This window comes from Arthrobacter sp. 10N410 (genome assembly GCF_056394945.1).
This window is the reverse complement of sequence record NZ_JBFTIP010000002.1, coordinates 680,430-697,027: the sequence shown is the minus strand read 5'-3', so window position 1 is coordinate 697,027 and position 16,598 is coordinate 680,430. Positions and strand designations below refer to the sequence as shown.

At 64.2% G+C, this 16,598-nt stretch carries 18 protein-coding genes; 10 read left to right on the top strand and 8 right to left on the bottom strand.

The features are described 5' to 3' along the window. Positions 1–286: 286 nt before the first annotated feature. On the top strand, positions 287–775 hold the full coding sequence (locus AC1DB8_RS07685) for a hypothetical protein (RefSeq protein WP_476892649.1): 489 nt from the start codon (positions 287–289) through the stop codon (positions 773–775). 164 nt (positions 776–939) lie between these two features. Here AC1DB8_RS07685 and AC1DB8_RS07680 read toward each other — a convergent pair whose 3' ends face one another. The 5 genes from AC1DB8_RS07680 to AC1DB8_RS07660 all read right to left on the bottom strand — a co-directional run bounded on the left by AC1DB8_RS07680 (position 940) and on the right by AC1DB8_RS07660 (position 7,369). Then, complete coding sequence (locus AC1DB8_RS07680) at positions 940–1,986, bottom strand: helix-turn-helix domain-containing protein (protein ID WP_476892648.1); 1,047 nt, start codon at positions 1,984–1,986, stop codon at positions 940–942. 299 nt (positions 1,987–2,285) lie between these two features. Beyond that, complete coding sequence (locus AC1DB8_RS07675) at positions 2,286–3,395, bottom strand: hypothetical protein (RefSeq protein ID WP_476892647.1); 1,110 nt, start codon at positions 3,393–3,395, stop codon at positions 2,286–2,288. Next, complete coding sequence (locus tag AC1DB8_RS07670; RefSeq protein ID WP_476892646.1) at positions 3,370–3,831, bottom strand: helix-turn-helix domain-containing protein; 462 nt, start codon at positions 3,829–3,831, stop codon at positions 3,370–3,372. The genes AC1DB8_RS07675 and AC1DB8_RS07670 overlap by 26 nt, the downstream gene beginning before the upstream one ends. Positions 3,832–4,391: 560 nt before the next feature. Beyond that, positions 4,392–4,853, bottom strand: a complete 462-nt coding sequence (locus AC1DB8_RS07665; protein WP_476892645.1) for a hypothetical protein — start codon at positions 4,851–4,853, stop codon at positions 4,392–4,394. Further along, a complete protein-coding gene (locus tag AC1DB8_RS07660; protein ID WP_476892644.1) occupies positions 4,850–7,369 on the bottom strand; it encodes a molybdopterin oxidoreductase family protein in 2,520 nt (839 codons plus the stop codon). The genes AC1DB8_RS07665 and AC1DB8_RS07660 overlap by 4 nt, the downstream gene beginning before the upstream one ends. Before the next feature lie 794 nt (positions 7,370–8,163). On the opposite strand from AC1DB8_RS07660, the gene AC1DB8_RS07655 reads away from it, so the two are divergent. From AC1DB8_RS07655 to AC1DB8_RS07615, 9 genes are all read left to right on the top strand, one after another. Further along, the gene (locus AC1DB8_RS07655) at positions 8,164–8,313 is read left to right on the top strand and encodes an ANTAR domain-containing protein (RefSeq protein WP_441418758.1); all 150 of its coding nucleotides are present in this window, start codon (positions 8,164–8,166) and stop codon (positions 8,311–8,313) included. A 1,009-nt stretch (positions 8,314–9,322) separates the two neighbouring features. Further along, positions 9,323–9,973: a PAS and ANTAR domain-containing protein gene (locus tag AC1DB8_RS07650; RefSeq protein WP_476892643.1), complete on the top strand. Its 651-nt coding sequence runs from the start codon at positions 9,323–9,325 to the stop codon at positions 9,971–9,973. A 98-nt stretch (positions 9,974–10,071) separates the two neighbouring features. Further along, positions 10,072–10,329 carry a hypothetical protein gene (locus tag AC1DB8_RS07645; protein WP_441418578.1) on the top strand — a complete coding sequence of 86 codons (258 nt, stop codon included), beginning with the start codon at positions 10,072–10,074 and terminating at the stop codon, positions 10,327–10,329. A gap of 177 nt (positions 10,330–10,506) precedes the next feature. Continuing rightward, positions 10,507–10,809, top strand: a complete 303-nt coding sequence (locus AC1DB8_RS07640) for a DUF4193 domain-containing protein (RefSeq protein ID WP_441418579.1) — start codon at positions 10,507–10,509, stop codon at positions 10,807–10,809. Between the two features lie 135 nt (positions 10,810–10,944). Further along, on the top strand, positions 10,945–11,385 hold the full coding sequence (locus tag AC1DB8_RS07635; protein WP_476892642.1) for an SRPBCC family protein: 441 nt from the start codon (positions 10,945–10,947) through the stop codon (positions 11,383–11,385). A 162-nt stretch (positions 11,386–11,547) separates the two neighbouring features. After that, entirely contained in the window at positions 11,548–12,153 is a 606-nt protein-coding gene (locus tag AC1DB8_RS07630) for a DUF1326 domain-containing protein (RefSeq protein WP_476892641.1), read from the top strand. 44 nt (positions 12,154–12,197) lie between these two features. Continuing rightward, on the top strand, positions 12,198–12,920 hold the full coding sequence (locus tag AC1DB8_RS07625) for a DUF2182 domain-containing protein (protein ID WP_476892640.1): 723 nt from the start codon (positions 12,198–12,200) through the stop codon (positions 12,918–12,920). A gap of 38 nt (positions 12,921–12,958) precedes the next feature. Beyond that, a complete protein-coding gene (locus AC1DB8_RS07620; protein ID WP_476892639.1) occupies positions 12,959–13,708 on the top strand; it encodes a lytic transglycosylase domain-containing protein in 750 nt (249 codons plus the stop codon). A 58-nt stretch (positions 13,709–13,766) separates the two neighbouring features. Then, positions 13,767–14,426, top strand: coding sequence for a dihydrofolate reductase family protein (locus tag AC1DB8_RS07615; protein ID WP_441418584.1), 660 nt, complete (start codon positions 13,767–13,769; stop codon positions 14,424–14,426). Between the two features lie 87 nt (positions 14,427–14,513). Here AC1DB8_RS07615 and AC1DB8_RS07610 read toward each other — a convergent pair whose 3' ends face one another. The 3 genes from AC1DB8_RS07610 to AC1DB8_RS07600 all read right to left on the bottom strand — a co-directional run bounded on the left by AC1DB8_RS07610 (position 14,514) and on the right by AC1DB8_RS07600 (position 16,505). Continuing rightward, entirely contained in the window at positions 14,514–15,041 is a 528-nt protein-coding gene (locus AC1DB8_RS07610) for a DUF427 domain-containing protein (RefSeq protein WP_441418585.1), read from the bottom strand. Positions 15,042–15,152: 111 nt separating this feature from the next. Next, a complete protein-coding gene (locus AC1DB8_RS07605) occupies positions 15,153–15,866 on the bottom strand; it encodes a GAF and ANTAR domain-containing protein (RefSeq protein WP_476892638.1) in 714 nt (237 codons plus the stop codon). A 27-nt stretch (positions 15,867–15,893) separates the two neighbouring features. After that, the gene (locus AC1DB8_RS07600; RefSeq protein WP_476892637.1) at positions 15,894–16,505 is read right to left on the bottom strand and encodes a GAF and ANTAR domain-containing protein; all 612 of its coding nucleotides are present in this window, start codon (positions 16,503–16,505) and stop codon (positions 15,894–15,896) included. Between the last annotated feature and the right edge of the window lie 93 nt (positions 16,506–16,598).

Genomic DNA, 16,598 nt, shown 5'->3' with positions numbered 1-16,598 from the left:
CGTCTATGCGGAAAGTATTCAGATGACATCAGGTCCCAAAACCGTCCTTTGGACGATGCTCATAGGTGTGGACGCCGCCCGGGACCACATCCGCGGCGCCGCAGTCGAATCAGGTTTTAGGGCTAAGCCCTGCGATGAGGACAGTATCAATATCGAGGTACCGTTTTCCCTCCGCAAGCGACGTCGAGCCGTGCGGTTTACTGCTACCGTACGACCGTCCGCGCGTGGTGCAGACGTGGTCTGGACACCACGTCAGGGGCCGCTGAACCATGAGCATTTGGCCAGTATGGAGGAAACGCTGCCCGAGGGGGTCATGGACTACCACGGGCTTGAGGACGCCGTGTTGCGGGCGGGTCTCTCCCTGGGCGGGCGGGCTGAGTTTCGCGCCGTGGTCCGTGTGCTGGCGCGAGACGAAACCGTCCGGGCTATCGGGAGGGGGAACCTGAATGAGGCTGCCGGATACGTCGTCCTCACGACCAGGCGCCTCCTCGTCATCGAAGCGTCCGGCCTCGGTTGCCGAACACTCCTCGATGCTCCGCACGGGTCCATCGAAGCACTTTCGCTGGGTAAGAGAAGCGCCGGGGAAACCATCCGGGTCGCCCTGCCCTCAGGCCCGATCGTCATTTCGCGGCTCGGCCACGGAGAAGGCCACGGCATCATCAAGACTTACAGGGAAGAAAAGAAGGAGCGAGCCCGCTTCGTCCCCTCCTCGGCGGGGCACAGTTCGGCCCCTTTGTCCCCGAAGTCCATGACCACAGCTGTCACCTCCGACTAAGCGCTGGCTCTGCGACCTGCCGTTTGCGCCGCGGGACGGCCCGGCCCCGGCCCGTGGTTGCGTCCCGGTAGATAAGCCCGGCAGAAAGGGACCACCTACCGGTCAACCGACTACGACGAAGGGCTGGCACGGACGGTATGCCTTCGAGATCCGGTCCAACCGGTTCACAGTCCGGTCAGTTTCTTTAGTTCGGCGGCTCGAGTGCGCAGGAGTTCCGGGTTCTCCTGCAAGTCGCTGAGCGAGACCCCTGTAAGTTCCCTGACGGCCCGCCTCATGGCTTGCAGGCTTGCGAACCCGCTGGCGCCCGCGATGTCCGTCAGAGAGCGTTTCCAGGCGGTTTCTTCGGCGAGGAGCTCGAGGGCTTCCAAGGTCCTCAGGGCCCGGATGTGTCCGCTGACCTGGAGCGTTTCGTTTTCGAAGAGATAGTAAAGGGCCCGGCGTGAAAGAAATGAGTAGGCCACGACCTCGTCAACGGTGAGGGCACGGTTTCTGAAGTTCTTGCGCATGAACTTCTTGATCGTTGCGATGCGGGCCAGTCTTAGATCGCCGGGATCGGCCGTGGTTTCGAGCAAGGAGCTGACCAGAGCCGTCATCATCGACCGCACGACCGGTTGGAGACGCTGCATCTCCTGCGCTATGGCTGTCCGCTGCCAGCCGGACAGGGCTGGAAGAATCAGCCCACGTATCAGGGGGTTTGCCCTGATATCGCCCAGTCCCTGCAGCCGTTTTACTGACCTGTCGTCCACGCCCAGCAGGCCTCGATCGAAATGGACCCGCACCGCGCTTAAGCCAGCCGGCGCATGGAAGTTGCCCGGCAAGGAAAGTTCAAAGAACCTGACCGTACCGGGAGAGACGGCCTCGGAGCGTCCCGAGAAGCTGAACTTGTCGCACGAAGTCCTGAAATACACGAGCCAGTCGCTCGGCCGTGTCTCCCCGTTCCAATAGCAACTAGCGGGTTCATTCGTGACGTCAACAAGGCTGAACCCGGGGCAATCGAGGCTCATGGCGGTTGGATTGAAACCTGGACGCACGAGCCTTTCGGTTTTTTCCAGCCGAACAGGAGCATCAATGGCGCTGCCGTACCAGCTCCGCCAATGTTCGAATTTTTCCTCGGGCTTCAGCCCGGGGGGAACACTGTAGCGTCTGATCTGGCCGTGCGGTGACGCGTCCGGACCGCCGGCAACGACGTTGCCGCGAGATATGTTTTCCATGGGCTTGGAACCTTCCAGCCGAACAGAGATTCAATGTGCCACGTCGCTGCTACAGCAAGAATGCTCGTATTGTACGGGTGGTCGATCGCCGGTAAATTCTACCGCGGTGGCCGCCCAGTTGCGGCGGTACCCAAGTCCTTGCTGATTTGCGTACCCGCACGCGCGTTGCAGCGCTGACCTCCGCAACGTTATTCAAGACCCGAGAGCCGTTTGGTAGGAGACTCCGGATCGCTGGGCCACATCAGCGTGTATCCGGTCCTAGATCCGGCAATGCCGGAAATCCGCCTTGAGGGGCCGCACTATTTGTCTTCGTCGACCGCCTGGCGGCGATGACGTTCGCGTTGGCCGTACGCGGCCCGAAGAATGTCGTCCTTTGACTCGAAGCCTGAGCCCAACGCCCCACCGATGAGCGCCGCCGATGTCGTCATCCAGGCGACTTCCATGAAGTCCCAAAAAGTCACCGGATGCTGCAGGGTCTGAGCCAACAGGGAGTCGTCGATAGTGAAGGCCGCGGCCAGCAGCACGGCGACGAACAGCAGGACGTAGCTGATCACGACGCCGATCATCAACGACCACACTGTAGAAGTGTTGTACAAAGAAGCCTTGTACCGCTCGAGGGCTCCGTCGCGCCGGGGGCTTTCCCAAAGATCGTGTTGGGTGATTATCCAGAACACCATGGAACTGACCGAAAGGGCCATCAACAACGTCAGCCTCGGTGCGCCCAGCAGGTCTGCGAGTTGCCAGATCGTATTTGTGACAAGCGCAAAGGCCCCTGTCGCGATCGCGGCGGCCATGGCGCTTCTCAGTCCGAAGACCAAGCGCCAAGGTCGGTTCGCCCGCAGCATGCCCGCCAGCAACCGTCCGCGGCCGAGCCGGGTTGCCGAGACATAGCGGAACCCAATCGGCCCCTCGTCAGGAACAGCAGTTTCAATATGCCTGGATTGGTGCAGCGAAGGCGGCCCAAATTCTACGGGGGCGTCCTCGGGATCGAAGTGGCGGTGCATCGCCCAGCCCAGATCGGCGACAGCGGTGCGGACCCGGCGGTCGATGTTGAAGGCGCCGAGCGCGGGCAAGGAAACCAGCGAAATCGGCTCTCCAAGCGCAACTTCCGCGACTACGGTCCGGCCCTCGAAACGAATCGGAAGATCGGTGAGGCAGACCATGACATCCCATGCGCTGAGGGCCCGGTACTTCGCCAAAGAGCCCAGCATCGGCGCCAACCCATCGCCGGCCGTAAAGTCCCGGTACTCGATCACCACCGACCACTCGTGGCGCTCATCGGCAAGATTGAGCAGATGGCGCACTTCGCGGCCGTTGCGCTCGGCAAACTCAGCAGTGACCTCCGGTTCGGCGAGCACGCCCAGCGTACGGGCACTGTTGGGGTTAATGTCGTCCGAATGTTCCGGCACGCCCGGCCTCCAATGGTTCAGCGTCCAGAAAAAGGACGTCACTCTCGGCGTGCACGCGTGCAGGGTCAGCCGGGTCTAGGGGGTCGGTAAGGTCGAAACAGGTGATCTGCCGGATGGAATTCAAGCGGTGCCGCAGAGTGCTTCGATTGATCGTCAGGCCTTCGGCCGTTCTGTCATAGTTGTCGCCGTGGTCCGTGTACTGGGCCGGGGTCTGCACCAACGCACATCGCCAACTCGGCCCAGCGCACGGAAGAACCGAGGCCCTGCCATTGAGACGGCGGACTTCCTGATCCTGAGTTAACGCTGCGAGTTCGAGGACGGGGGTCAGCTCCAGATTCACCGCTAGGTAACGGGCATTGAACTCACCAAACGACGTCTCCGACACCGCCTGCGCGGCCTTGTGGAGGATTTCCTCTGCCACACGTCGATCGATCATTGTGATCCTCGTCTCTGTCCACAGCATAGGGGATCCTGCAGGGGATACAACCCTGGCGAACCGAATCCGATGACCCCGGTAATCGGGACTCGGCATAGCGGATTTGTCCCATCACCGATCTAAGGTCAGCAATTTTCGGATCCCGCGGTACGCCGTCGTGAAACTGAAAGCTCGGGGCAGGATGTCCAATGCCGTACCTGGCCCGGATGCCGGTGACGCACACGGGGGTGCCGAAAGACGCAGCCCCGGCTGCCGCGGGCATCGGAATCTACGGTGTCACAGTCCCCGTTTCCACGACCGGGACATTGTCCTTGACGCCCAGTCGGGCCGGGCGGCGGGCCGCCCGGGTGATTCGAAGAACAGCATTACCCTCGGTCCGAGGCCGGGAAACAGCCAGGGAAGGTGAAGACCTGCTCCGACTGCTCCGGTCAAAGCCAGAACGATGAGAGAAAACCACCGCGGCGTCGATGGCCGTCCCCATGTGCTCCGGCGGGATGCAAGCAGCTTCAGCAGTGGCGGTCTCATGGGCTCCATTTCACCTTTCGCTCGCTTCGGAACGACTAGCGCGCCACCACCAGGGCCTGCGGTGCCGCCTGTTTCATGCGGGTCTGCAGCCAGCGCAGCTGCACGGAAGTCTCGCTGTCGCACCGGGCAACGACGTCGAGGAGCTCGCGGTCGCGGAGGGCCGAGCCCGCTTGTTTCACCATGGTCCAGGTGACATCGACGAGGCTGGCCAGCAGGTAAAGGTCCTGAAGGTCGCGGAGCAGGCCCACCGGTCCCTTGCGTGTTGTGGAAAGCCCCTCGGCATGGAGGCGCTCCGGTTCGTCCTCGTGTAGGACCTCGCCGTACCGCTGCACCGCAGGGAGCAGCAGGCGGCTGTGCTCCTCGCACTGCTGGGCCAAGGTATGGCAGAGGAAATGGACGTCCGGTTCCGCACCATGGCCCTCCGCCACCTGGCGGAAGGACTCGGCCAGCGTAGCTTCGGCCTGGCGAAGCAGGCCCAGGTAGATGTTCAGGTTCATGGTTGTTCGTCCTTTCCGCTGCGGACGCCAGCGCCCGGGTTGATCGCCTCCGGGAAACGTGGCGGTGTCGCGGCGCCGAGCAGCTCCGTGGCTTCGGCGTCCGTGCCGCCGGCCGTGGGCCGGGGCGCCCGCTGTCCCGACGCCGAGGCGGGACGGGACGCCGTCGTGGTCGGCGCCGGTGCTGGGCCGGTACCGTCACCGATCTTTTCCACCTTCACGGCTGCGTTCTTGAAGACCGGCTGCTTCGAGACCGGATCCCACTCGGTGAGGGTGAGTTCGTTTGCGGCTGTGGGGTGTTCCCCGGGGGAGCCGTCCCCGTCCCAGTATCCGTAGTGGAACGGTGCGAAGACGGTGCCTCGTCGGATGTCGCTGACCCGGGCCGGGACTTCGATCCGGCCACGCCGCGACGTCACCCGGACGAGATCGCCTTCCCGGATCCCCAGCCACTCGGCGTCGTCCGGGCCCAGTTCCACCCAGGCGCTGGGGGCGGCTTGGGTAAGCGGACGGGACCGTCCGGTCTTGGTCCGGGTGTGGAAGTGGTAGGCGGTGCGGCCCGTGGTGTAGCGCAGCGGGTACTGCCCGTCCGGTTCCTCGTGCGGAGGGGAGTAGTCGGCGGTTTTCAGGATGGCCCGGCCGCGCGGGACGCTGGCGCGGAACGACTCGGCGCCCACGGTGGCGCCGGTCAAGAGGTCATGCCCGTAGCTTTCGCAGTAGTCCGGGTCCGTGGGGAAGACGCCGTCCGCGTAGAGCCGCTCCCGGCCGTCCGGGTTCTCGTCATTGCACGGCCAAGGGATGCCGCTGCCGCCGCGAAGCCGGTCGTAGCTGATGCCGGTGTAGTCGCAGGGCCGGCCACGGGAGCATTCCTTCCACGCCTCGAAGCCGTCCTCCGGGCCGGCCCACGGAAGCAGCGGTTCGCGCTGCAGGGTGGTGAACCCCATCCGGCGGGAGTAGTCCAGGAAGATGTCCAGGTCGCTGCGCGCTTCACCGGGCGGTTCGACGGCCTTGTCCGAGAGGTGGACGATGCGGTTGACGTTCGTGAAGGTCCCCGTCTTTTCGCCCCAAGCCGCGGCGGGCAGGACGACGTCGGCGGCCTGCGCCGTTTCGGTCAGGTACAGGTCCTGCACCACCACGAACAGCTCGGGTTTGGCCAGGATGCCGCGGATCCGGGGCAGGTCGGGCATGGAGACCGCCGGGTTGGTTGCCGAAATCCAGAGGAACTCGATTGAGCCCTGCTCGGCGTAGCGGAAGATCTGCATCGCATGCGTCGGTGGTGCCCAGTGCGGGATGACCAAGGGGTCCACGTCCCAGAGCTCGGCCAGTTCCCGGATGTGCTCGGGGTTTTCCCAGTTCCGGAAGCCGGGGAGGTCCCCGTCGGCGCCGCACTCGCGGTTGTTCTGCGCGGTGGGCTGGCCGTTCATCTGCAGGATCCCGCAGCCGGGCCGCCCCAGCAGCCCGCGGAGCAGGTGGAGGTTGTTGACCTGGCAGGAGGCGGCGGTGGCTTGCGCGGACTGGTAGAAGCCCTGCAGGACGGTGGAAAGCACGCGGGCCGAGGTGCCGAAGATGCGGGCGGCCTCCCTGATGTCCGCGGCGCTCACGTCACATACGGCTGCCGCCGCTTCTGCCGTCCAAGGTTCGACGGTGGCCTTCAGTTCCTCCAGCCCGACTGTGTGCTCGTTTACGAACCACTTATCGAGCCAGCCGTGCGCAAGGATCTCGTGGACAAGGGCGTTCATGAGGGCGAGGTTGGTGCCGGGCCGGACGGCGAGGTGGACGTCCGCGTGGCGGGCGACCTCCGTTTCGCGCGGATCAACGCAGACGACCTTGGGCCGGTCCGGTCCGGCGATGCGGTCCAGCACGCGTGACCACAGGACGGTCTGCGTCTCGGCCATGTTGTGTCCGTAAAGGAAGATCGCGTCGCAGCTGTCGATGTCGGTGTAGGTCCCGGGCTGTCCGTCGGCTCCGAAGGACTCCTTCAAGGCCGCCGCCGCGGTCGCGGTGCACAGCCGGGTGTTGCCGTCCATATGCGGGGTTCCGATACCGGCCTTCCCGATCATGGCCAGGGCGTAATACTCCTCAAGGAACAGCTGGCCACTGGTATAGAAACCGTGGCTGAGCGGTCCGCGTTCCTGCAGCAGCTGCTGGCTCCGCTCGGTGATGCGGTTCATCGCCGTGTCCCAATCGCATTCGACCAGCCGGCCGTTTTCGCGGATCAAGGGTCTCTTTAGGCGGTCGCGGTGGGAGACGCCCTGCCAGCTGGCGAACAAGCCCTTCGGCCCCAGCCGGCCGTGGTTGACCAGGTCTCCAGCGCGGCCGCGGATACCGACCATGGCACCGTCCTTCACGGCGATGTCGCACGCGCAGCCGTTGCTGCAGAGCACGCAGGCGGACTGGACCCAGCGGTCGACGTCGTCCTCGGTGACACCCTCGCCCAGCGCCTGGTCCACCCTGACAGGCCAGAGCCCGTCCCTGGGGTAGGGCGTCCTCGCGCCCCAAATTTCGGCAATCCGGTCAACCATTGTGGTCCTCCTGAACGTTCGGGCCGCCAGAAAGTGCTGGCCGCGATAGAGCCAGGCCAATCCTCGCCTGGCTCCCGATTGATGATGGATTGTCCCTCCCGGCATTGCAGTCATGCCGGGAATGAGAGAGACCGCTCAAACGCAAGGGGACTTCCAGCAGCAATCATCAGATTTAGCACCAAGGCCGACTCCCGTCCATAGGTGCGCTCTCTAGCAGCAGATCCCAAGCAGCAAGGGTGCGGCACCGGGCGCGCGAACCTGCGCAGAACAGATGTATCAACTTCGACTGGTTTTGAACGTAGACGAAAATCTGCCCGAAATACAGACCAGCAGGCGGAATCAAATTCGGCGATGACATCAGATTTCGCCCTAGGGAATAGCGTTGAAGTCATGCAATTCCCCCCGGCTATTCAGCCCGCGCGGCTGGGCGAGTACCGGTAAACGTGTTAAAGAGTTCGACCCTGCGTGGTATTCCTGCGGCCCTCTTCAGCCTTGGAGGATTGTCCGAAGACGGGCGGCTGCGTTCGTTCAGCCAGAGTTGGGTGTTAGCTTCGCTTCGGGCAGATTATGCGGCTGACGCCAATATCCGGAATAAGCTGTTCTTGAGGTCTGAACCTTTACGCAAGCCGGCGCGTGGGATTCAGCGCTGGCGACGTTGACAGTCCATGCCTTCGTTGCGCTAGCCTCACGGTCCCTGCGGCTTGCCCTGGTCGTGGGGCAACTGCGGGAGTCCAAAGAGGACCTCACAGCCGCGATGCGTTCAAGGACAACGATCGACATCCATCGGCACGATCATGGCGCAAAACCGCCGCACGAAGGCAGGGGCTTTCAAAATCTTGGTCCGGGCCTCGAATTCGCGCAATATCAAGCTCAAGGACTTGGCGGCACAGGTCATCGACTCTATTTCGGGCGAACAGCGAGTCACTACCCACTTCGACGATTAGAGGGGTCGGGTTTCAATACCCGAGCAGAAGCCCGACCCAGGGGCTTCCCAAATCATCTGATATATGGTTAATCTGGACATGGTCAGGCAGAGGCCGTAAGGAATCGTTCAAGGACTAGGCCTTTGCCCCGAAACCACTTCTTCCTTTCTTGTGCGAGCTCTGCTATAACGGGCAACCTATTTCGATGCGCGAAACCGAGCGTTTGCATCGTGACGCAGTCGCCATGGTGAACTCTGCGGCCAGTACGGGACCGGAGTTGCGGCCTTCGACAAGGCGGGCGCGGTAGCTATGACTTAGCCCCAAGAACTCCGAACGGGCCTCGCCTAGCAGTATCCGGCCTGCAGCGATAGCGCGCATTGGGGGCGGGCCGGCTGAGACTCGCCAGGGCGCGGCCCGTTCGGTCCTTTGTCACGGTTTAGCGAAAAGGCGTCTACGAGCCTGCGCCGGTAAGCCTGCGCATGGGTCAGGACACAAGAGCGCCCCGATGATATTGGGGGATTCATCGGGGCGCTCCACAACAGGCTATTTAGCGGACTACGGCATGTCAATAACCCGCCGCGTTGGTCCCTTGGTGCCCTTCGGATCGCAGTGCGGTCTACTGCCTACCTCGCGGGGGGTGCTCTCTAGACCTTGGCGGGGCATGTTCTTCGCTGGCCGGGCCCGGTTTCGTTGGAGTCTGCGGCCTACCAGGTCGAGCAGTTCTGCCCTGCCGACGAGTCGGCCAGGTGCACACATGCGGTAAGCGACGCCTGGAGCTTGCGGAGATCCGTTGAAGGAATGAGCGGCCAACGGCGACTCATGCTGAAGATTCGAGGGAAATCGGCCGAGTCCGGTCCGGGTCGACTACATGTCGTCACCGCTCAGTCCGTCCCGCTGAGGCTTCTCACCTCGACGGCGCAAGCCGTTTGCGTCACCGCTTGTTCTACCACCGGCAATAGTGCGCACCCGCTGGCCGCGGTACTATCTCATGAGGTCATGAGGGCTGCTTGCACTGCAGTACGGGGGTCTGATGGTGGAAGATTTGGGGCCAGCGTATGCCAGCGTCCCGGGACCGGCAACTATCCTGGCGGGGACGTTTGTCCTGGACGGGCCGACCGGCAACATGACGTGGTCGGACGAGATGTACACCATCCACGGCTACCGCCGCGGGGAAGTGGCGCCGACACTTGCCTTGACCTTGGCTCACAAACACCCGGACGATCTGCCTCGGATCCAGGCGGTGAACGCCGAACTCTTCGCCCACGGCGGGCACGTGGCCATCTACCACCGAGTTATCGACGCTCGCTTACGCGAACACCGTGTGCTTACTGCGGGGGAAGCCCGACTTGACGACGCAGGGAAGCTCGCGTCCGTATCGGGAGTAATGCTGGATCTCACCTCGACCATACAAGCCGAGACGGCGTTGGCCGCGCGTGAAGCAGTCCAAGGCGCAATGGCAACCCGAACGACCATAGCGACCGCGGCCGGTATCCTCATGGGCCGCCTCCGCATCAGTTCCGATGAGGCATTCAAACTCCTGATGACTTACAGCAACAACAGAAACGTCAAACTGGCCGGAGTGGCAGACCGACTGCTGGAACTGGGCGATGACAAAGCCGATGATCGGGCACTGGACAGCTACATCCACGAGATTCTCAACGGCCGCCCGTCCCGGGAGTGACAGCACACCAATAGGGACGTGCCCTGACCCATCCGATCCCGTTCCCGGCTGCGAATCCCTCCTGAACAAGGAGCAACCCGGGGTTTCGAGGGACGGTCATGCACGAACATGCACAGCAGGAGCTGACAGCCAAGGTTATCCACGAACTGGCGATTGACCCCGTCCGGCTCTGGGTGCACTATCTGGGCGTCGGAGGCAATGACGCGCTGGACCTCGTGCTTGCCTATATCGAGGGGAGCGGAACTCTGCCGTCCAGGGAACGCGACATGCTCTCCTGCGCCGTGAATGACCTCACTGTGGAACCTCCGGGGCAACCCCGGGCGCCGTTTTCATACTCGGACACAGAGTCCGGTTGATCCCGGGCCCGGTCGGCAAAGTGGTGGGTCACCCGAGTCGCATCAACCCCGTGACTCCGCCGCGGCCGCGTGAGTCAACGGCAACGACGTCGGCGTACCTCGAGGCGGGGAATTCCGCGGGCATGGTGTACGTTGCACATGCGTCAGACCAGCGCGCGAGAAAAGAGAATAGACAAAGTGGCAACCGATTACGACGAAGTACGTTCCGACGTCAAGGAATCCCAGGACCGCTCCTTGGAAGCGCTGAAGTCCGCCAATGCCCAGGATGCCCGCAGTGTCGTCCGGGAGTTGGATGAGTCAGACGCTCTGGATGATGCCATCACCCCCGGCGGGGAGTTCGTCGCCGAGGAACTCATCGTCGAAGTCATCCCCCAGGCTGAGGACGAGTTCACCTGTTACTCCTGTTTCCTGGTGCGGCATCGCTCCCAGCTTGCGCGCGAGAAGAACGGCCACTCGTACTGCGTCGAGTGTGAAGGGTAGGACAGCCAGGATCAGCACGGTCCTTCGTGGTTGGTATCGCGGGGTGACCGTGCTTCGCCCGGTGCGCCCCGCGGCCGCGGGGACCGACGCTGCAGGTGGTTGCGCTGCCAGGGCGCTTCGGTTCTACAATCGCGCATGGAGAATCTTCGGTTCAGCGTCGAGGTCGCCGCTCCCGCGCAGCACGTCTGGAACGTCATGCTCGACCTCGACACCTACCGCGAATGGACGGGAGCCTTTCACGACGGATCGACCTACGAGGGCGGCTGGAACGAGGGCGACGAGATCCGCTTCGTCGGCCCGAACGACGACGGCACGGCGAGCGGTCTCATCGGTACCATCGTGGAGAATCGGCCCCACGAGTTCGTGTCGATCCGCTATGTCGGCGATGTCCAGAACGACGTCGAAAGCCACGAAGGCCCCGCTGTCGGGCTGCACGAGAGCTACTCGTTCAGCGAGACGGGCGGGGTGACAACTCTCGTCGTCGAACTCGAGGTGCCCGACGAGTGGGCCGACGACATGCGGGGCATGTGGTCGGAGGCGATCGGCTCGATCAAACGGCTGGCGGAGCGCGCCTAGGTCGACGAAATCCCGAGCCGGTCAGGTATGGCGGCAGCCCCGACGGCAGCCTTCCAATGGGGCCCGGATGGGCCGCTGCAGGAGTCGCAGCGGTCCGTTGACACCGGTCCGGGCCGCGAGGAGACTTTCTTGTGGGGGGTGCCTCTTCGAAAGGAGCCCCAAATGCCGTGGCATGTCGAGGGCACGTATTTTGAGAATTGCAACTGCGATATGGCCTGCCCCTGCACCACTTCGGGGCTGACCGCACCGGCGGACAACGAACGCTGCAACGTGGCACTGGCCTTCCACATCGAAACGGGCGAAGTGAACGGCGTCGACGTCGGCGGCCTGACCGTCTGCGTCGTAGCCGATACTCCCGCCCTGATGAGTGAGGGCGGCTGGAAACTCGGAGTCCTGATGGATGCCGCCGCCTCGACCGAGCAGGCCGAAGCGCTCGGCGCAGTCTTCGGCGGCCAGCTCGGGGGACCGATGGCGGGCCTCGCCCCCTTGATCGGTGAAATGGCGGGCATGGAGTCCCGCACCATGGCCTACGCCGACGACGGGCGTGTCCACCGCGTCGGGATTGGCAGTGCCGTTGACATGGTGGTCGAGGACTTCGTGTCTCCCTTGGATCCCTCAGGCCTGGGAGTCAAAATCAGCGGGGTCGGATTCCCGGCCGATACCCTGGCAGTCGGTAGGTCGAGCACCGCCCGCGTTGACGTGTTTGGGATGACCTGGGATAACGCCGGCAAGAACTCCTACTCCGCCCCCTTCGCCTGGTCCGCGTAGTGCCGGGCAGGAGCGGCCTGGCTGCCACGCACCATGCCGCAGAGTTGGCCTTGATCGGGGGCGCCGGGCTGGCGTGGTACGTCACGGTCTCAGGCCTGGCCGACATGTCCGCAGGCCCGGGGACCATGGGACTGGGGCTCTGGGGTTTCCTGGGCGTGTGGACACTGATGATGGCTGCCATGATGTTGCCGGCGTTGGCGCCCCTCACTTCGACGTACCTCAGGTCCATCCGTGCCGTCCGCAGCCGCGGGGTCCGGGCCGTCCGGACAACTGCCCTGATTGGCGGTTATCTCTTGACGTGGATCGGATTCGGAATCGTTGCCTACGGGGCCGCGGAGCTCTCCGCGCTGCTGGCTGAAAACGCCGCGGACGTCGCACCCTGGGTGGGGGCTGGAGTGCTCGCGGCGGCCGGCGCCTACCAGCTGACCCCGCTGAAGGATTTCTGTCTCAGGCACTGCCGGTCGCCCATAGCATTCCTATTGCACGTCTCCGGGTATCGGGGCCGGTTGCGTGACGTCCGCGTCGGCATGTACCACGGGGTCTATTGCGTGGGCTGCTGCTGGGGCCTCATGGTGGTGCTGATTGCTGTTGGCGTGATGAACCTGGCATGGATGGCGGTGCTCACGGTCGTTATCTTCCTAGAGAAGACGTGGAAATACGGCCCCGCCCTCAGCCGGATCATTGGAGTCTCACTGATCGTGTTCGCGCTCTTCGTCCCGGCCCACCCGGAGCTGCTGCCCGGGCTCCACATGAATGCGGCCATGTGAAGGAAGGCAATCACGGAGCTGGATGGTTTGATTAGTCCGTGCTCCGTCTAAAACGCCTTTTGGTTTTCAGCCTGCTCGCGGTGTGCGCCATCGCCGCATTCTCGTTCTGGGCAGTCCGGCAGCCCGGCGTCGACGCCCGTGGGCTCCTTGCTCCGCCGCCGCGGGCGGTTGCGAAGCTCGATCCGTTCCCCGCCGGCATCACCACCGCTGTGAACGTAACCAGGAACCCGGATGCACAGTGGCTCCTCCGGGCCGCCGCGCAGACCGGGATCCCTGCCCGCGCTCTGCGGGCCTACGTCGCTGCGGCAACCACGGCCAACGCTGCCGCTCCGGCGTGCGGGATCGGCTGGAACACCGTAGCCGCCGTCGGCTTCGTCGAATCCGCGCACGGAACCTACGGCGGCGGCAGCCTTAACTCCGCAGGGGAGGCGAGCGGCCCAATTGTGGGCCCGAGCCTCAACGGATCCGGATTCGCCGCCATCGCTGACACCGACGCCGGTGAACTGGACGGTGACTCCCGCTGGGACCACGCCGTCGGACCCATGCAGTTCATTCCCTCAACCTGGGAGCTGGTTGGGCGGGACGGGAACGGGGACGGAACAGCGGACCCGTTCAATATCGACGACGCCGCCCTCAGCGCGGCGAGCTATCTGTGCGCCCACGGCCGTGACCTCTCAACCGCGCAGGGGTGGACCGACGCCATCTACTCCTACAACCAGTCCGATCCCTACCTGCGCCAGGTGCGGGCCGAAGCCACCGCCTATGCCGCGAAGACGGGCACCTCTTGAGTCGTTGGGTTCGATCACCATAAGGTGACTGCAAACGACAAGCACCTCAGGAGATGACATGTCCCTAGTCCGCGTGCATAACTTCTCGGTCTCACTCGACGGCTTCGGCACCGGCGAGGGGCAGCGACTCGACGCTCCTTTCGGTCACGCTGGCTCACGGCTGATGGAGTGGGCCTTCGAGACGCGCACGTTCCGTGAGATGGGCTTCCACGGGGAATCGGAGGGGTCGTTCGGCGTGGACGAGGCGTTCGCCAGCGCGTGGAAGCCCGGGATCGGCGCGGAGATCATGGGGCGCAACAAGTTCGGCCCGCAACGGGGTCCCTGGCAGGATGAGGAATGGAAGGGGTGGTGGGGTGATAACCCTGTCTTCCACACCCCCGTCGTTGTACTAACACACCATCCCCGGCCGGTACTCGAGATGGAAGGCGGGACAACCTTCCATTTCGTCGACGCCGACCCCGTCTCCGCGCTCAAGCAGGCCCGCGCCTTGGCCGGCGACCTCGACGTCCGGATCGGTGGCGGCGTCAGCACGGTCCGACAGTTCCTCGAGGCCGATCTGATCGACCACATGCACATCGTCCTCGTGCCGATCGTGCTGGGACGTGGCGAGCGGCTCTGGGACGGACTCGAAGACCTTGAGCAACGCTTCGACATCGAAGCGACCCCTTCTCCAGCCGGAGTTGTCCACATGATCTTCACGCGCCGCGCGGCCCGGTAATTCCGGGCGGCCTCCGGCGCGGGGAGGTGGACCCGGAAGTCCCGGGCAGCGAAGGCCTGCCGTCCTGTCAGCCCGACGGCGGTGTCCTCACCATCCGGCGGTGCCCGGGCCACCCTTGAACGGGCCAACGATCTGCTTGGTGATCCACCCTCCGTAGAAGTCGCCGTCCTGGGAGGTCACCTGTTCGCCGTCGACCTCGCAGGAGTCCATCTGAGCCGGGTAGAGGGCCACCCGGGTGGCGAGCGCCTCGAACCCCGGGGTGGGTTCCGGATAGGTCCACCCGCCACGGCGAACGACGACGCCGCCGGCGACGACATCGAAGTAGTGCGCTTCGCCCTTGAACTCGCAAAAGCTGGTGCCTTCTACCGGGACGAGTACCCCGGCAGGGAAGGAGTTCAATGGCAAGTAGTAGACAGGCGGATGACTCGTCTCCAGGACGCGCACTGCATCGGTGGTATCGGCAATGACCTGGCCCCCAAGACGAACGATGACCCGTTCCGATCGCGGCTCGACCCGTGGCGGCCGCGGGTAATCCCACACCGATTCCTCGCCGTCCTGGGGTTTGATGGGCTGGGGACGCCGGAAGAAGCCGGAAAAACCGTGAACGGGAGTCATGGTTCCATGGTGCCACCTTCACCCTGGGACGCCGTACGCGGCGGAGCTCCCGGTTGGCCCGTATGGCGGCTGGATCAGCTACCGGGGCCCTGGGCCCAAAGATGCCGGTGGTTAGAGGGTGACTTTTCGATTGATGATCTTGTCCGCAGTTTCGTAGAGCGTCTGGTTGTGGGCACGGGCATACCCGCGCAAGAGTGCGAACGCCGCGTTCATATCGACATTTGAGGTGTGGGCGATGACGCCCTTGGCTTGCTCGATCAGGATGCGGCTGTTCAGCGCGCGCTGCAACTGTTCGTTGATCAGGGTGGTTTCCCTCGCGGCACGTTCCTGCAGCAGGGTGATGGCTGCCACGTCAGCGAAGGCTTGGGCAATGGCGGCGTCGTCGGCGGGAAGCGGACCGGCCTCGTGGCCGAAGAGGTTCAGGGCGCCGATAGTGCGGTTCCGCAGCCGCATCGGGACGGCATGCAGGGACCGGAACCCCTGGGACAAAGCGGAGGACTGGAACAGCGGCCAGCGGTCACCCTGCGTCGCGATATCGTCGATTGCTACGACGGCTCCGGTCCGGTAGCAGTCAACGCACGGGCCAGTACCTGCCTCAAGCTGCAGGACTTCCACGAGTTGGCTTTCCTCGCTCGTCGAAGCCATGACCTGGAGATCGCCGGCTGGATCGACCAGCACCAACCCCGCAGCGGCGGCGTCGAGGATGCCGACCGACTCATCAACGAGGGTGTGGAGCAGATCGAAGACGTCGTAGTCCGCCACAAGTGTGTCCGCAATCTTGACGAAAGCGGCACTTACGCGGCCAGCGCGGCTCATCATCGCCATATCGGAATTCTACTGTATGCGCCCATGTCAGGTGCCCTCCGGCGTGAAGTCCAGGGTCCTGTTGACCACGTCCCGGGCAACCTCCCGCACCGTACGCCCACTGGCGAAGGCATGCGCCCGCATCAGGAGGAGGGCGTCCCGTGCTGTCGTCCCCGCCTGCGCCAGAATCATCCCCGTGGCCTGATGGACCTCGCGGCGGGAGAGGGGAGAGCCATCCGGCGGGTCATCGGCGCCGCTTTCTGGCGCAAGGGTCAGGAGCTGGCGCAGTAGCCGCCACGTTGCGGCGTCGGCGAGTTGCAGAGCCGTGGAATGCCCTGCCGGGCTCAGCGGGCCCGGCTCTGAACTGTAAAGCTCCACAACGCCGATGTCCATGGCGCCGAGTGCGAGGGGGAAAACGAACAGGGCCGCAACATCCAGTTCCAACAGGGACTTTGCAAAGACAGGCCAGGCGGTATGCGGGCCCCTGCGCACGTCCGGCACAAGCACGGGGTTGCGGGTCCGCAGGGCTTCCCAGCGCGGGCCTTCCCCAAGGTCGAACTGCAGCTCTTCGACCCTCGCGGAGACTGCGTTGCTGGCGCACACCATGGTTTCCGGTGCCAGTCCGGCGAACACTGAGACCGCGGCCCCGGAAATGGGCAATGACGTGAGGAACCCCCTGCACAAGCCGGCGTCAAGTCCCGCTGCCATGGGATCAGGTCCGTCACCCATGCCGGACGACCGGATCTGTCGTGT

What these genes read in the sequence shown, in the direction of transcription:
- AC1DB8_RS07685 (WP_476892649.1), top strand. Translation starts at nt 287, where the DNA reads ATGGAGGAAACGCTGCCCGAGGGGGTCATGGACTACCACGGGCTTGAG.
- AC1DB8_RS07680 (WP_476892648.1), bottom strand. Translation starts at nt 1,986, where the DNA reads ATGGAAAACATATCTCGCGGCAACGTCGTTGCCGGCGGTCCGGACGCG.
- AC1DB8_RS07670 (WP_476892646.1), bottom strand. Translation starts at nt 3,831, where the DNA reads ATGATCGATCGACGTGTGGCAGAGGAAATCCTCCACAAGGCCGCGCAG.
- AC1DB8_RS07665 (WP_476892645.1), bottom strand. Translation starts at nt 4,853, where the DNA reads ATGAACCTGAACATCTACCTGGGCCTGCTTCGCCAGGCCGAAGCTACG.
- AC1DB8_RS07660 (WP_476892644.1), bottom strand. Translation starts at nt 7,369, where the DNA reads ATGGTTGACCGGATTGCCGAAATTTGGGGCGCGAGGACGCCCTACCCC.
- AC1DB8_RS07655 (WP_441418758.1), top strand. Translation starts at nt 8,164, where the DNA reads ATGGCGCAAAACCGCCGCACGAAGGCAGGGGCTTTCAAAATCTTGGTC.
- AC1DB8_RS07650 (WP_476892643.1), top strand. Translation starts at nt 9,323, where the DNA reads ATGGTGGAAGATTTGGGGCCAGCGTATGCCAGCGTCCCGGGACCGGCA.
- AC1DB8_RS07645 (WP_441418578.1), top strand. Translation starts at nt 10,072, where the DNA reads ATGCACGAACATGCACAGCAGGAGCTGACAGCCAAGGTTATCCACGAA.
- AC1DB8_RS07635 (WP_476892642.1), top strand. Translation starts at nt 10,945, where the DNA reads ATGGAGAATCTTCGGTTCAGCGTCGAGGTCGCCGCTCCCGCGCAGCAC.
- AC1DB8_RS07630 (WP_476892641.1), top strand. Translation starts at nt 11,548, where the DNA reads ATGCCGTGGCATGTCGAGGGCACGTATTTTGAGAATTGCAACTGCGAT.
- AC1DB8_RS07615 (WP_441418584.1), top strand. Translation starts at nt 13,767, where the DNA reads ATGTCCCTAGTCCGCGTGCATAACTTCTCGGTCTCACTCGACGGCTTC.
- AC1DB8_RS07610 (WP_441418585.1), bottom strand. Translation starts at nt 15,041, where the DNA reads ATGACTCCCGTTCACGGTTTTTCCGGCTTCTTCCGGCGTCCCCAGCCC.
- AC1DB8_RS07605 (WP_476892638.1), bottom strand. Translation starts at nt 15,866, where the DNA reads ATGGCGATGATGAGCCGCGCTGGCCGCGTAAGTGCCGCTTTCGTCAAG.